This is a genomic window from Anaerorhabdus sp. (genome assembly GCF_036657415.1).
Classification (GTDB): Bacteria; Bacillota_I; Bacilli_A; order Erysipelotrichales; family Erysipelotrichaceae; genus Anaerorhabdus.
This window is the reverse complement of sequence record NZ_JAVXGL010000001.1, coordinates 21,515-36,270: the sequence shown is the minus strand read 5'-3', so window position 1 is coordinate 36,270 and position 14,756 is coordinate 21,515. Positions and strand designations below refer to the sequence as shown.

Below are 14,756 nucleotides of genomic sequence, written 5' to 3'. Positions count from 1 at the left end.
TTTATTCTATTTCTTCCATAAACTCTAATACTGCTACCCCATCTAAAGATCCATAGGCATCTTTAGGAATAATTTTGACAGGAACATGATAAGGATTTGCAATTCCTTCTAAATCATTTAACATATACTGTAAATGAGGACCAACTAATAGTAGATCAATCTCTTCAATAAAATCTTCTACCTCTGCATCTCCGCGTGCTTTAACACTAATGTCATAGCCTTTTTCTTTTGCTGCTACACGAATGTTTTTAGCCATGAAGCCACTCGAAGCCCCTGTACCACATACAAGTAAGACATTTTTAAATTTCATTATTTTCTCCTTTCTTTTTCTACAACCCAATTATTCAATATATTTTTTCTTAAAACAAACTTATATTGTTCCTAGTAGGTGGAACTATTTAAATTTGTTCACCCCAGTATTACAAGCTAAGATTATATTGTAATCGACTATAAACCCATAATAATAAATAGAAAGGAACTTATCATGGAAGATAAAATATCAATCTTGCTCGATCATTTATGGCATAACTTTGAGCGTGATGTTCAATCCAATGAACTCTCTCAAGTCTTAAAAATCAGCACCCGTCAAGTTCGCAAATATGTAAATCAATTAAACAGCATGTTTGAAAATGATAATTTGATCTATTCCACAAACAAAGGATATCATTTGAATTCTGATTTGTATGTTATTTATAAAGAAACCGTAAACAAACAGAAAATCGAAACTCCTAAGACAAGACAAAATTATATAATTCAGCGCTTAATTTCTGAAAAAGAAGGTCTAGATATTTATGAACTTGCAGAAGATATTTTTGTTTCTGAATCGACAATTAATAGCGATATCAGAACTCTCTCTAAAGCTTTGTCATCATTTCATTTAGAAATAGTAAAGAATAAAAATATCGTTACTTTGTTAGGTACAGAAAAAGAAAAAAGAAAACTAATGAGTTCGCTTATTTCTTCAGATAGTTATGATAATTTTATTCTAAAAAATGAAATTCGCTTGCTAACATTCCACTATCATTTTTGGGATTTTCGCAAAGACTTATTAGAAATTTTTACACGAAAGAACATCTTCGTAAATGATTACACCTTAAACAATACTGCTCTCCATCTTGTTGTTATGATTGACCGTATTAGAAATAATTGTATGCTTTGTGACGATGATGATCTCAGTTCATTAATGCATACACCACAATTTGATGTTGCCACTGAAATTAAAGAATACATTCAATCAAAATATCAAATCGAAATGAATAATTCTGAATTATATAACTTAATTCTTATCATTGATAACAACACGACAATCATTGATTACTCTTTAGTATCCGAAGCCAACATTCATCAATATATCGAAAAGAAATACATTGATATAGCTCATGATTTAATTCATAGTGTTGAAGACTGTTATTTATTAGATTCATTCTCAGAAGATTTTATATGTAAATTTACAATTCATGTCAAAAACTTATTTAATCGAATAGAGAATAATTACTCCACAAAGAATCCTCTTACTGCCAAAATAAAAGCAACTTATCCTCTTATTTATGATATCGCAGTATTCATTGCACAACAGTTTAAAGAACGTTATTCTGTTATTCTTTCTGAAGATGAAATTGCATTTATTTCTTTTCATATTGGATCATATTTTGAAAATAATGTGCAATCTAAAAATAAGATTTCTATTCTCTTTTTATATGCTGATTATTATAGTATCCACAAAAAAACACTTGATAAAATTTCACAAAAATTCAATGATAAAATTAATATTAAATATGCATTATCTATCAACAACTACAATCCCAATTTTGTACATGCCGATTTGATTATTTCGACAGTTGAAATTCCTTTTAGCTTGCCTTCTGTTATTATTAATCCTTTTTTAACTGAAAAAGATATTACTAAAATTCAAAATAAAATAAACAAGCTAATTGCTGAAAAGAATAATCGTGAATTGAAATCAACTATCCTTGATTTATTCAATGAAAAATTGTTTTATTCAAACATTCATTTAAATGATAAAAATCGTATCATCGAAAAACTATGTAGAAATGCAATCGATAATAATTTCGCTGATGATTGTTTTATTGATGATGTTTTCGCAAGAGAAAAAATGTCTAGTACCGCTTTTCAAAATGTAGCTGTACCACATTCTTTAGGAAACAATGCGAGAAAGAGTTTTATTTCCATTGCACTCTTTCAAGAGCCAATTCTATGGGACAATAAAGAAATTCAAATGGTAATTCTTATTGGTGTCAATAACGATACAAGAAAAATATTTTCACAAATTTTTGATGGACTAATTGAAGTTGTAACAAATTCAAATTGTTTCGCTGAATTAATTCAATCAACAGACTACTCCAGTTTTACCGATAAACTAATTAAATACATTGATGAAATTGAAGAATGAAAACTACACTCCTGTCCTTACAAGAGTGTAGTTTTTTTCTAGAAACTTTTTTGTTTATTTATTCTGCGATAAATAAATTTAATTAACTCAGATAAAATTACAACAGTCGAACCAATACCAATTAGTTTTAACCACATTGATAATTCTAATGGCACTGTACTAAAGAACGCTCCTGCATACTGAATGATTAGTATTTGTAACATGAATGTACAACCTACTGTAATCAACATAATTTTATTCTTAAATAAATTTTTAAATATACTACCATCATGTAATTCTCGACAATTAAAGGCATTGAATAATTGGAATAATACAAACATCGTAAATAAGACTGTTGGCATTTCTCCTTGTGATACATTTAGAAAATTGAAGACATATTGACATAAGAATACAATCGACATATAAACACCAGTAATCACAATTCTTATCAACATATTTTTTGAAATTATACTCTCATCTCTTTTTGTAGGTTTACGACTCATTAAATCTTCATAGTTGGGTTCTAATCCTAATGTAAGTGCCGGTGGACCATCCATAATAATATTTATCCACAATAATTCTAATGCGGTAAATGGTGCTGGTAATCCTAATAAAATAGATGTAAAAACAACAATAACTGATGCAAGATTAACTGTTAATTGAAAACTAATGAAACGCTTAAAATTCTCATAAATATTACGCCCCCACTCAACTGCTTTAACAATTGTCGCAAAAGAATCATCTAGTAAAACTATATCACTTGCTTCTTTAGATACTTCGGTTCCAGAGATTCCCATTGCAACACCTACATCGGCATTTTTTAATGCTGGTGCATCATTTATACCATCACCAGTAACCGCAACAACATTACCTGAACCTTTTAATAATTTTACAATTCGCATTTTTACAGTTGGTGTACTTCGGGCTATTACTGCAATATGAGGAAGTTTATTTAATAATTCTTCATCATTCATTTCAATTACTTGGCTCGCTTCTATTGCGATTGATTGTTCATTCAAAATGCGCAATTCATTCGCAATTGCAGTCGCAGTGACAATATTATCACCCGTTAAAATCTTTAAATCGATCCCTGCCTTTCGACATGAATTAACAGCTTCAAATACTTCTTTTCTTAACGGATCAGCAATCGCGACAAACCCATCAAATTCCATATTACTTTCAAGTTCTTTATGTGATGTTTCTTCTTCAAAATCCTTCATTGATGTTATTGATTTATGTGCGAATGCTATTATACGCATAGCTTGTTCTTGTGCTTTTTCAATATAGTTTTCTACTTCATTTCGTTGTTTATCTGTTAAATTACACATTTTCAAAACACATTCAGGACTCCCTTTAACATAGGTAACAATTTCGCCATGAACTTTCGAAATTGTTGTCATGTGCTTTAATTCTGATGAGAAAGGAAAAGAATGAAGTATTTCATGATCAAGTCTTTCTTCTTTGTAATTCATTCCAGAATGTGTGCGTTCTTTTGAGTTTTCATAGAATTGTAATAGTGCACATTCTGTTGGATTGCCAATAAATGTTCCATCTTCACCAATATCCGCCGTTGTATTCAAACAAACATTATGCGCGAAATAATTTCCCGATAATTCCGTTGGATTTGTGTGCCACTCTTGATCATAAAATGCCCGAACTGTCATTTTATTTTCAGTAAGTGTACCAGTTTTATCTGAACAAATTACATTGATACATCCAATTGTTTCAGATGCAATCATCTTTTTAACAAGAGCGTTTTGTTTAGATAATTTAATGATATTAATCGAAAGAGATACTGCCACAATTGTTGGTAGTCCTTCTGGAACTGCCGCAACAATTAAGACAATGCTTGTAACAAATGCTTCCATAACTTCTTCAATATGCAAGCCATCATTCATCGCAAATGAAATCACTTGGGAGATGAAAACGATAGACGCAGCAATAACCCCTAAGATTGTTATTGTCTTTCCTAATCGTGCTAGTTTCTCTTGTAAAGGAGTACTTTCTTTTCTTTCATTACCTAATTCATTTGCAATTTTACCAAACTCTGTCGAATCACCAACTGCAGTCACAATCATTTTACAGTGTCCACTAGTTATATAAGTCCCACTATATAACATGTTTGCTCGCTCTGCCAAAGGCAATTTTTCATCTTCAATTTCAAATCCAGCATCTTTATTGGCAGGTACACTTTCTCCTGTTAATGCAGATTCATCACTCGCTAACCCAAAACTTTCTAATAGTCTTCCATCAGCTGGGATTTTATCACCCGTACTTAAAAGTAAGATATCTCCTACAACCAACTCTGCTTGATTCAATAAAACTGTTGTGTTGTTTCTAATTGCTTTAATCACTGTGTTATCACTTATTTTAGAAAGAGCTTCAAATGCCTTTGCGCTTTTTCCTTCCATAACAACACTAATTACCACCGACAGCGAAATCGCAATGAAGATACCTACACACTCCAAAAAGTCCGCTTCGCCACCTGTTACACTTCTAAAGATATTAACGCCTAGCGCGATTAGCCCAGCCGCTATCAACATAATAATCATCGGTTCTGTTGCCGCATCCCACAATCGTTTCCATAACGATTCAGACTTTTGTTTTGTTAACGTATTTGCACCATGTGTTGCTAAGCTTTTCTTTACTTGTTCATCATTTAGACCTGCAGTTGCATTCGAATTTAATTGATCAATTAACGATTCCATTGTTTCTGTGTAATCCTTCATGAGAAACCTCCTTTTTCTTCTACAACATAAAAGACCCACATATGAGTGAAACACAAAAATAAATTTGTATTTCCTCCATACATGAGTCTCGTTATTTAAGACAAGCCAGACCTATTGGTCAGTTTGTTGACTTGCCACACTGATTAGCGCAAACTACTCCCCCAGTTGGGTATATTTTGTTGTTCGCAAATAATAACATTCTCACACCAAGTTAGTCAACACTAACCGAAACAAAAAGAAAAATCGCACCTTATTCGATGCGATTCTGCTATTTCTTTAAAATACGATTTAAGAATGCTTTGGTTCTTTCGTGTGTTGGATTAGTAAATATTTGTTCCGCTGATCCTTCTTCGGCAATAACACCTTGGTCCATGAATACAACATGATTCGCAACATCTTTTGCAAATTCCATTTCATGAGTAACCACAACCATTGTAAGTCCTTCGCGCGCTAAGTCTTTCATTACTTCCAAAACCTCGCCAACCATTTCTGGATCTAGCGCTGAAGTAGGTTCATCAAATAGTAAAATCTCAGGATCCATACACAACGCTCTCGCAATCGCTACACGTTGTTTTTGTCCGCCAGATAATGTTGTACTTGCGGCATTCGCAAAACTCTCCATACCTACTTTACGTAAATATTTCATTGCCTTTTCTTCTGCTTCTTCTTTTGAACGTCCTAAAACTTTCATTTGTGCAATTGTACAGTTTTTAAGTACAGTCATATTATTAAATAGATTAAATTGTTGGAAAACCATTCCTACACGTGCACGATATTTATTAACATCTTTTGTATGTGTAATATTTTCACCACCGACAAGTATTTCACCATCATCGGGTGTCTCCAGTAAATTAATACAACGAAGTAATGTAGATTTTCCACTACCTGATGCACCAATTAAACAAGTAACCGTATTTTTTTCTACAGTAAAATCAATTCCCTTAAGAACCTCTAAATCGCCAAAACTTTTATGTATATTTTTGATATTTAATAAGCTCATCTTATTTTACCCTCTTTCCATTTCTAGGTAAGACAACAACACTACTTGATGTGCTATCTGAATGTGGGTAACTTGTACGTGTATTTGATAATCGACCTTCTATAATATGTAAGATAAAACTCATAGTCACTGTAAGAATCAAATAAATACAAGCTGTTACAAAATAAGTTTCTGGGAATTTATAAACACTACCAGCTATACGATTTGCTTGGAACATCAATTCAGTTAATGTGATTACTGATAAAACTGAACTATCTTTTATATTGACAATAAACTCATTACCAATCGCCGGGAATGCATTTTTAACTGCTTGCGGCAAAATCACAAGTAACATCGTTTGGATATTTGACATTCCTAGTGAACGTGCTGCCTCTGTTTGTCCTTTATCAACAGATTGAATACCTGCACGAATAATTTCCGACATATAAGCACCTGTATTAATAGAGATAACAAACATCCCTGCAACAATCGGTGTCCAATTAAAAATCTTAAGTAATGCATAATAGATAAATAAAGCTTGAACCATCATTGGAGTTCCACGAAAAACTTCAATGTATATTGTAGCAAAAATATCATAAATCCTTTTCACTACTTTAGCTAAAGAAGATGCTGTTGAATCAACTTTAATTGCCTTTAATCCACCAATCACTAAACCAATTACTAACCCTACAATTGTACCAACTAACGCAACGAGTAAAGTGTTTTGAACACCCAACCATAACGAAGGTCCATACTTTGTAAGAATCTTAACTATCGCATCAAAATCCATGATTATTCAGCAGTTGCTGGTTGACGATCAGTTGCTTGTTTCATGATCTCAACTCTTTCTTCTTCAGTAATTGAATCAAGTGCTGATTGGATTTGATTTAGTAATTCTGTATTTCCTTTTTTAACAGCGATTGATACCGTTGTATCTGCTTCAAAACCTTTACCCTCCGCAAAAGTCACAATTTTTAATTCTGGGTTAGCTGCAATAACACCTTGTGCTACAGGAAGTTCTGCTGTTAGTGCATCTGCTTCACCTTGTTGAAGAGCTAATACCATACGTGGATAAGTCGCTTGTGGAGTTAAATGATTAACACCTTCAATTTGATCAATAACTTCATCATACAATGTATTAATTTGTCCCAATACTTTTTTACCTGTGAAGTCTTGAATTGATGTAGCATTCGCAAGTTGATCGTCTCCACGTACAATCATAACCATTTCTGATTCATAATATGGTTTTGTAAAATCTACTGCTTCTGCACGTTCAGGAGTTGCAGTCATTCCTGCGATAATCGCATCAACTTCTCCATTATTTAATGCTGTGATTAATCCTTCCCATGCAACTGCTTTAATTTGTAATTCTTTACCCATTGCATCTGCTATTTTGCGAGCCATCGCAACATCATATCCATCACAATAGTCAGCTGATGTAATTTTTACTGCTGTTTCGTTTGCTTCTGTTTGAGACCAGTTAAATGGAGCATAGTTACATTCCATCGCTACTGTAAATGTTCCTCCTGCACCTGTTGTTGATGCTGGTGTTTCACTTGGTGTTGCAGGTGCACTTGAACATCCTACAAGCATCATACCCGCTAATAAAATTCCTAATAATTTCTTCATTTTCTTTCTCCTCTTTCTTGTAAACAAACAAAAATCGTATGCTCTATCACATACGATTTACTTGAATAAAGTAAAGGTGTATAATAGCGCCACTTCAAATGAAGGAGTGTCATAAGTATTCCTTATAACCCCATAGAATTTTCTTGCCAGAAAACCTATTCGGCGGTGATTGCCTTTCACTCATTTCATCGCTTGCCAGCTCTTTGAGTTACTTTTCTGCACCGCTACCTCTATACGTTTTGTTACTAAACATAATACGCTATTTTCAAAATATGTCAAATTTTAATATTTTTATTTATTATTTTTTTCTAATCGATCTACAACTACACCCGCAACAATTGTACCATTTACATTTAACATTGTACGTCCCATATCCAAGATTGGATCTATCGCTAAGATTACGCCTAGTAGTGGATAATATTCAACAAGCCCCATTCCTGTTAATACAACTGCAACCGACATAGTAGCAGCCCCAGGAATACCTGCTATACCAAATGAACCTAATACAACAACAAATACTAGTGTCACAAAGAATGAAATATCCATTGGTATATGCAACATTGTTGCAAGAGCAATTACAACAAGTGTTGGATAAATTCCAGCACACCCGTTCATTCCCATATTTGCCCCAAAACTACCTACCAAATCTGACAATCCTGCTGGTAAGTGTAACTTATTCGTCATCGCTTCAATTGTTACTGGAAGTGTCCCTAAACTTGAACGTGATGTAAAGGCAAGCATCAATGGTTCACGAACCGCTAGAATATATTCTTTGATAGAACGACCTGTTAACTTCACCAAAATTAAATGAATGATTAACATAACAATAATTCCGATATATAAAATCACAATGAAATTTAATGCACTTAATAACGTTGATCCGCCTTGCGTAATCAAGATATTCGCTAATAACGGAATCAATGCATATGGCATAAAATCCATAATCATTATCGCTAATTGACGAACTATTTTAAAACTCGCTTCAATAAAATCAATAACAGATTGAACTTCTTTTTTATCTTCAAATGATTTCAAAGAAACACCGATTAAAAATGCTAAAACGATGATTGCAAGAATATTTCCTTTCACAAAAATATCCGCTATATTATTAGGAATCATTGATCGAAGTGTTGTAATAAATGTCCCCACTTCTCGAATTGTTCCTTCTTGATTCACTACCTCTGGTAAAAGTTGTGCTGAAGGAATTAACATCGCAATAATAATTGTAACAATTGCAGCTATAGCTGTTGTAAAAGCTAATACTCCAACTGTTTTTAAAGCTAGTCGTTTAAAATCTTTCTTTGTAGTGATGATGACCCTAATCATAGATAAGAATACAAGAGGCAATACAATCATCTTTAATAAGTCCATGTAGCCATAACCAATTAAACCATACCATCCTGAAACTTGTTTAGAAACACTTGGATTTTGGTTAATCATAAAATTACCTAGTAATCCAATTCCTGCTCCTATTAGCATTGAAAGTAACAAAATTTTTGTAAAGTTAACTTCTTTTTTATCTAACCAATAGATTAACCCTACACCCACTACAAGTAACCCCAAAAATAAAATTGTTTCCCAATTACTAATTAATAAATAATCCTGTAGAAATGTTGTTATCATAATTTATCTCCTTTAAAATAAAAAACTACTCACATTTTTCAAATAGAGTAGTCTCATTTCCAATATCGCATAAAAATCCCACGAAAATACTCTTCTAACTTTTTAGTGAAGAGCAACAGCAACTAACAAATAATACGTTTGCTTTTTTCATACAATTTCTCCTTGATACTATTAGTTTATTTATTTATCATTATACTGTCAAAGGATATGCTCTTTGATATAAAATAAAATCAAGGAGATATTCAAATGATAAAACACCTCGTATTATGGAAATTAAGAGAATCACTCACTGCCGCTGAGGCTGAGGCAGTGAAGGAAGATGCAAAAATCTGTCTCGAAAAATTAAAACCTCATTTTAAAGGATTACACAAATTGACTTTAATTATTCATGGTTTAGATTCTTCTACCGTCGATATGTGTTTAGATAGTGAATTTGAAACTATTGAAGATTTAAATAACTACGCTACTAACCCACTTCACACCAATATTGCTGATAACTACATTAAGCCATACGTTGTATCTAGAAGTTGTATCGATTACGAAATCTAATAAAAAAAGCTGTAAGAGAGGATTCCCTCAAGTGATAAGATCACTCTAAAGTAGACAATGTAAATAAATAAAACATTGACTATGAAAGGAGTGATCTTTTCTTATGGGAAGGAAAAGTAAATATACAGTAGAGCAGAAGAAAGAAGCGATACTTGATTATAAAAGTGGAAAACGAGGATTATCACAGATTTGTAATGATTTGGGAATAAGTAAACATACGGTATATAAATGGAATACTGTTTATGATGATTTAGGAGTAGAAGGATTCTATAGTAAGGCACGCAACAAATCCTATTCGAAAGAACTAAAAGTATCTGCAGTCAATGATTATGTGTCTGGTAAGGGTTCCTATATCGATATTACGAGGAAATATGGTATAACCAGTCATTCCATTTTAGAACAATGGTTTTTCAAGTATAATGGTTATGAAAAACTAAAGGACTATAATCCTAAGGGGGAAGTTTATATGACCAAAGCTAGAAAAACAACAATCGAGGAACGCCAAGAAGTCGTGAAGTACTGCAAAGACCACAATAATGAATATAAGCTTGCGGCAGAATATTTTAATGTGTCCTATGCACAAGTCTATCAGTGGGTAAAAAAACACGATGAGCAAGGTGAATCCGGCTTAGAGGATTATCGTGGACAACGTAAAGCACTTGAACAATTAAGCGAAGTTGAAAAACTTCAACGAGAAAACCAGTTACTAAAACAACGACTTGAAAAGAAAGAACGAGAGAATATCCTCTTAAAAAAAGTGAAGGAAATCGAAAGGAGGCGATATTTGCCAAAGGGAAACAAGAACCAAAATACATAGCAATTAAAGAACTATACGAAGAACGTCATTGGAGTATAAGTTGGATGTGTAACATCTTAGGAATAGCAAGAGCCAGTTATTACAAGTGGTTGAATAGAAAAGAAACAAAGGAAGAAATAGAAAATCGTATACTACTACAACTCATTCAAGAATATGATGAACGATTTAATCATATCCTTGGCTATCGAAGAATGACGAGATGGATTAATAAGTTTAATCGTGCAAAATATAGTAAACGAAGAATACGCCGACTTATGAAGCTTTTAGGTATAAAATCAATCATTCGGAGAAAGAAAAACAAATATGGAAAAACAACACCTGAAGTTAAACAATATCCAATAGAAGAAAATAAACGTATACAAAAATATTACCTAGAGTTAGAATCTAAACAATTGAGTTGTGTTATTGCATAAGAAAAAGATGACCTATCTTATATGATAAGTCATCTCAAACTTTTATTTATTTCATTTGTCTACTTGATAGGGTGCTGATCAAAGTTACAGCTTTTTATTAATTTAAATATGAATGATACAACGATAAGTATTAGGAGAGCTTGCACGATCAAATGCTTTTGTACAATCTGCACTTTCATAACGTGAATCAATTAATGCTTCCATATCTACCATACCAAGGGCAATAAGTTTAGTTGCACGTAAATTGCTTTCCATTGTTGGACTTACAGTACCAATAATTTCATATTCTTTACTATGCAATTTGTCCATATCAACTCCTACTGGTTCTTTACTATCTTGAGAACTATAAGCAACCAAGCGACCGTAAGGAGCTAACATTCCAATAGCATCAGGCCAGATTTTAGGAGTAGCGATGGCATTAATAACAACATCTGCGCCCTTATTATTTGTAAGTTCTTTAATACGAGCAACAGCATCTTCAGTTGATGGATCTACTGTTACATCAGCTCCCATTTCAGTAGCTTTCAATCTTCTTGCTTGATCAACTTCACTAACAATGACATAAGCCCCTTTTAGTTTAGCTAAACGAACATGAAGCATACCCATAATTCCTGCACCAATAACAACAACAACATCCCCAAATTCAACACGTGCTTTTTCAATACTATGAACACAACAAGCAAGTGGTTCAGTTAATGCGAAATGGTCAAAGTTTGCATTATCAGGAATTTTGCATAATTGCCAAGAAGGCACTGCAAGATATTTTGCTAATCCACCACCAATGATTGGCCCAGGGAAATTAACACGTTTCTTTGCTTTCATACTATTCTTACAACTACTGCCTTTTCCTGTTTTGCAATATTCACATTCACCACAATATCCAAGTGTAGCGATTACTTTATCACCCACTTTATATTCACGAACATCATCACCGACAGCTATAACAACTCCCGCATTTTCATGTCCACCTAATAAAGGGAATCCAAAGTTTTTTGCACCGCTATATACACGTTGTTCTACTGTACATAGTGAACAAGAATGAACTTCATATAATACTTCATTCGGCCCGATTTTTGGCATTTCTAAATCTTGAATTTCAAGCGTTTTAACTGCCGTTACAACAATTGCCTTATTTTCTGACATACTGTTACCAAGCCTTTCCTTCACTACCTAAAATGCGAATGTAGTGAGATAATTTATCCTTATATCCTTTAGCGATATATTTATAGAATCCATATAATCCATAACCTGTTAAGTCAGCATTATTTAATTCATCAATTGCTGCTTGACGTAAATCAATTGAAAGATTTACTTTGCAAATTCCAAGTTTTGCAGCTTTTGCAAGATTTTCATCTCCTGTACCAGAACCGCCATGTAATACTAGAGGAACTGAAACTTTTTTAGCAATTTCTTCTAATAATTCAAAACGAATGAATGGTTCACCTTTATAGAATCCATGTGCTGTTCCAATTGCTACCGCTAAGCAATCTACACCTGTTTCTTCAACATATTTTGCCGCTTGATCTGGTTCTGTTAAATTTTCATAACCATCAACAGCATAAGTTTCTCCACCACCAACATGTCCTAATTCTGCTTCTACTGAAACATTAACTGCATGAGCAACTTTTACAAGTTCCTTAACTTCTGCAACATTTTCTTCGAATGATAATTTAGAACGGTCAACCATGATTGAAGTAAATCCAGCACGAATACCCATTACACATTCATCATAAGATCCACCATGATCTAAGTTAATTGCAACTGGAACACTTGCTCTAATTGCGATATCTTGCATGATACGTCCAAAATAACAAATATCTGGATTTGGATTTGAATGAATTGGTACACCAATAATAATTGGTGAATTCAATTCCTCTGCTGCTTCAATACATGCACGCAAATTGTGTTCATTGTCCACATTTGGTGCTGCGACTGCATAATGACCTTCTTTGGCTTTGTCTAGGATTTCTTTCATTGTTACTAACATAAACTAGTTCCTCCTTTTTTCTATACTCTAGTTAAACTAATATTCCTGTTAAACCACCAATTACACCAATTACAACAAGGATTAACATGATTTTTGTTGAAGAAACACCTTTATCTGTTAATTTGTAGCATCCTAATGTAAGAATTAATGGTAGTAAGCCTGGAACGATGACATCAAATAATTGAGTTTGAAGATTGAATGAAGTTTGATTTACACTCAATACAATTCCTGTATTTACAGTAACAAAGCTAGCAACCAATGCTCCAATAACAACGCAACCCATTACTTTAGCTGCATCAATAATTTTGTTAATTAAACCACTTTCCAATAAAGCTAGAATCGCTTCGCTTCCCTTACGATATCCAAGCATGTAAGAGAAATAACACATTGCAACAACAATCACTGTGATGATGATGAAGTACAAGATTGGTCCTAAGATATTTCCATCCATTGCCATTCCAATAAAGAATGTTAATAGAAGTGGAACAAGAATTCCTTGACAAACTGTATCACCAATACCTGATAATGGACCCATTAAACTTGTTTTAACAGCAGTTAATGCACCTTCATCAATATCTGTTGCACCTTGGAAACGTTTTTCTTCCATTGCAGCGATAAGACCTGGAATCATAGCTGCAAATTGTGGTGCTGTATTGAAGAATCCTGTATGACGTTGCATTGCTTCTGCCATTTCAGGAGAACCTTCTTTGTATAATTTTTTAAATATAGGAACCATGGCATGACAGAATCCAATACCTTGCATTCTTTCATAGTTGTAACATGCTTGAGCATGGAATCCCCAGTTGATACAAGATTGAATCAAATCACGTTTTGTGATTAAACCAGAAGTTGGTGGCGTATCTCCAGCACTTGAGAAACTTAGAGAAATTGGTTCACCATCTTTATTTTGACCATACATGTATAGAATCGCGATTATTAATGCGATGAATGCCATACTGATAGTATTTAATCCGAAATATTGAATCAATAAGAAACCAATAAAGAAATATACTTTTGCTTGACCTTGGAATATTGTTTTAAGTGTTAATCCCAACCCTAATGCTGGTAACATACCACCAATGATAATCAATGCTCCAAGAACATTTGCACCTAAGAAATTTAAGATACCTTGAATAAATTCAGTTCCGAAATAAATGATAATAAATACTGGAACTGCTGAAATTAGGAATAAAAATCCTTGTGGAATTAATACGTTTACAATCCAGAATTTACTTGCTTTACCTTCTCTAGCATAACGATCTGCTAAAGGTACAAACATTGTAGATAATCCTAAACGTCCAAACCATAACATGGTACCAAGTAATCCTAAAGGAACTGCAACAGCCATTGATGCTTCAATTGGTTGTCCCCCTACAATTCCTAATGATGTAGCAACGATACAAGCTAATGTTGAATCACTTGATAGTGATCCACCTGTTGATAAGCTGCCCATATACATTAAGTTAACTGATGCTCCAATTTGTGTACCTAGTACTGGATTACCTAAAATTAATCCTACGAAGAATCCTGAAACCATTGGTTTACACAAGGTGAAGAATCCTACCCCAATCAGTGTTGAACTTGCTAGGAAATAGATTAAACTAATTAATATAGCTTGAATCAGACTCATATTTTATCCCT

The 14,756-nt window shown here is 33.2% G+C and carries 13 protein-coding genes and 1 riboswitch; of the genes, 4 read left to right on the top strand and 9 right to left on the bottom strand.

Features of this window, described 5'->3' with window-relative positions:
- Position 1: 1 nt before the first annotated feature.
- The gene (locus tag RSB60_RS00180) at positions 2-310 is read right to left on the bottom strand and encodes a PTS sugar transporter subunit IIB (RefSeq protein ID WP_323381361.1); all 309 of its coding nucleotides are present in this window, start codon (positions 308-310) and stop codon (positions 2-4) included.
- A gap of 174 nt (positions 311-484) precedes the next feature.
- Between RSB60_RS00180 and RSB60_RS00175 the strand changes: the two genes are divergently transcribed.
- Positions 485-2,410 (top strand): BglG family transcription antiterminator, encoded by a 1,926-nt coding sequence (locus tag RSB60_RS00175; protein ID WP_332613752.1) that lies wholly within the window; start codon positions 485-487, stop codon positions 2,408-2,410.
- Positions 2,411-2,448: 38 nt separating this feature from the next.
- Here the strand turns inward: RSB60_RS00175 and RSB60_RS00170 are convergent, their stop codons facing one another.
- The 5 genes from RSB60_RS00170 to RSB60_RS00150 all read right to left on the bottom strand — a co-directional run bounded on the left by RSB60_RS00170 (position 2,449) and on the right by RSB60_RS00150 (position 9,349).
- Entirely contained in the window at positions 2,449-5,118 is a 2,670-nt protein-coding gene (locus tag RSB60_RS00170) for a calcium-translocating P-type ATPase, PMCA-type (protein ID WP_332613750.1), read from the bottom strand.
- Between the two features lie 268 nt (positions 5,119-5,386).
- Complete coding sequence (locus tag RSB60_RS00165; RefSeq protein ID WP_323381364.1) at positions 5,387-6,118, bottom strand: amino acid ABC transporter ATP-binding protein; 732 nt, start codon at positions 6,116-6,118, stop codon at positions 5,387-5,389.
- A gap of 1 nt (position 6,119) precedes the next feature.
- Positions 6,120-6,887 carry an amino acid ABC transporter permease gene (locus RSB60_RS00160; RefSeq protein ID WP_323381365.1) on the bottom strand — a complete coding sequence of 256 codons (768 nt, stop codon included), beginning with the start codon at positions 6,885-6,887 and terminating at the stop codon, positions 6,120-6,122.
- 2 nt (positions 6,888-6,889) lie between these two features.
- Entirely contained in the window at positions 6,890-7,726 is an 837-nt protein-coding gene (locus RSB60_RS00155) for a transporter substrate-binding domain-containing protein (protein ID WP_332613747.1), read from the bottom strand.
- Between the two features lie 76 nt (positions 7,727-7,802).
- Positions 7,803-7,967: riboswitch (Lysine riboswitch) on the bottom strand.
- A gap of 50 nt (positions 7,968-8,017) precedes the next feature.
- Positions 8,018-9,349, bottom strand: coding sequence for a dicarboxylate/amino acid:cation symporter (locus RSB60_RS00150; protein WP_332613745.1), 1,332 nt, complete (start codon positions 9,347-9,349; stop codon positions 8,018-8,020).
- 246 nt (positions 9,350-9,595) lie between these two features.
- On the opposite strand from RSB60_RS00150, the gene RSB60_RS00145 reads away from it, so the two are divergent.
- From RSB60_RS00145 to RSB60_RS00135, 3 genes are all read left to right on the top strand, one after another.
- On the top strand, positions 9,596-9,898 hold the full coding sequence (locus RSB60_RS00145) for a Dabb family protein (RefSeq protein WP_332613743.1): 303 nt from the start codon (positions 9,596-9,598) through the stop codon (positions 9,896-9,898).
- A gap of 103 nt (positions 9,899-10,001) precedes the next feature.
- Positions 10,002-10,715 (top strand): transposase, encoded by a 714-nt coding sequence (locus tag RSB60_RS00140; RefSeq protein WP_332613741.1) that lies wholly within the window; start codon positions 10,002-10,004, stop codon positions 10,713-10,715.
- Positions 10,716-10,759: 44 nt separating this feature from the next.
- Positions 10,760-11,128, top strand: a complete 369-nt coding sequence (locus tag RSB60_RS00135; RefSeq protein WP_332613739.1) for an IS3 family transposase — start codon at positions 10,760-10,762, stop codon at positions 11,126-11,128.
- Positions 11,129-11,230: 102 nt separating this feature from the next.
- Here the strand turns inward: RSB60_RS00135 and RSB60_RS00130 are convergent, their stop codons facing one another.
- From RSB60_RS00130 to RSB60_RS00120, 3 genes are read right to left on the bottom strand one after another with little or no spacing between them, the layout of a single operon-like run.
- The gene (locus tag RSB60_RS00130; RefSeq protein ID WP_332613737.1) at positions 11,231-12,271 is read right to left on the bottom strand and encodes a zinc-dependent alcohol dehydrogenase; all 1,041 of its coding nucleotides are present in this window, start codon (positions 12,269-12,271) and stop codon (positions 11,231-11,233) included.
- Positions 12,272-12,275: 4 nt separating this feature from the next.
- Positions 12,276-13,115: a class II fructose-bisphosphate aldolase gene (locus RSB60_RS00125; RefSeq protein WP_332613735.1), complete on the bottom strand. Its 840-nt coding sequence runs from the start codon at positions 13,113-13,115 to the stop codon at positions 12,276-12,278.
- Positions 13,116-13,146: 31 nt separating this feature from the next.
- Entirely contained in the window at positions 13,147-14,745 is a 1,599-nt protein-coding gene (locus tag RSB60_RS00120; RefSeq protein WP_332613734.1) for a PTS system mannose/fructose/sorbose family transporter subunit IID, read from the bottom strand.
- Positions 14,746-14,756 lie beyond the last annotated feature (11 nt).

Excerpts from the sequence above, each read along its gene's own strand:
- RSB60_RS00180 (WP_323381361.1), bottom strand. The coding sequence starts at position 310 with ATGAAATTTAAAAATGTCTTACTTGTATGTGGTACAGGGGCTTCGAGT.
- RSB60_RS00175 (WP_332613752.1), top strand. The coding sequence starts at position 485 with ATGGAAGATAAAATATCAATCTTGCTCGATCATTTATGGCATAACTTT.
- RSB60_RS00170 (WP_332613750.1), bottom strand. The coding sequence starts at position 5,118 with ATGAAGGATTACACAGAAACAATGGAATCGTTAATTGATCAATTAAAT.
- RSB60_RS00165 (WP_323381364.1), bottom strand. The coding sequence starts at position 6,118 with ATGAGCTTATTAAATATCAAAAATATACATAAAAGTTTTGGCGATTTA.
- RSB60_RS00160 (WP_323381365.1), bottom strand. The coding sequence starts at position 6,887 with ATGGATTTTGATGCGATAGTTAAGATTCTTACAAAGTATGGACCTTCG.
- RSB60_RS00155 (WP_332613747.1), bottom strand. The coding sequence starts at position 7,726 with ATGAAGAAATTATTAGGAATTTTATTAGCGGGTATGATGCTTGTAGGA.
- RSB60_RS00150 (WP_332613745.1), bottom strand. The coding sequence starts at position 9,349 with ATGATAACAACATTTCTACAGGATTATTTATTAATTAGTAATTGGGAA.
- RSB60_RS00145 (WP_332613743.1), top strand. The coding sequence starts at position 9,596 with ATGATAAAACACCTCGTATTATGGAAATTAAGAGAATCACTCACTGCC.
- RSB60_RS00140 (WP_332613741.1), top strand. The coding sequence starts at position 10,002 with ATGGGAAGGAAAAGTAAATATACAGTAGAGCAGAAGAAAGAAGCGATA.
- RSB60_RS00135 (WP_332613739.1), top strand. The coding sequence starts at position 10,760 with ATGTGTAACATCTTAGGAATAGCAAGAGCCAGTTATTACAAGTGGTTG.
- RSB60_RS00130 (WP_332613737.1), bottom strand. The coding sequence starts at position 12,271 with ATGTCAGAAAATAAGGCAATTGTTGTAACGGCAGTTAAAACGCTTGAA.
- RSB60_RS00125 (WP_332613735.1), bottom strand. The coding sequence starts at position 13,115 with ATGTTAGTAACAATGAAAGAAATCCTAGACAAAGCCAAAGAAGGTCAT.
- RSB60_RS00120 (WP_332613734.1), bottom strand. The coding sequence starts at position 14,745 with ATGAGTCTGATTCAAGCTATATTAATTAGTTTAATCTATTTCCTAGCA.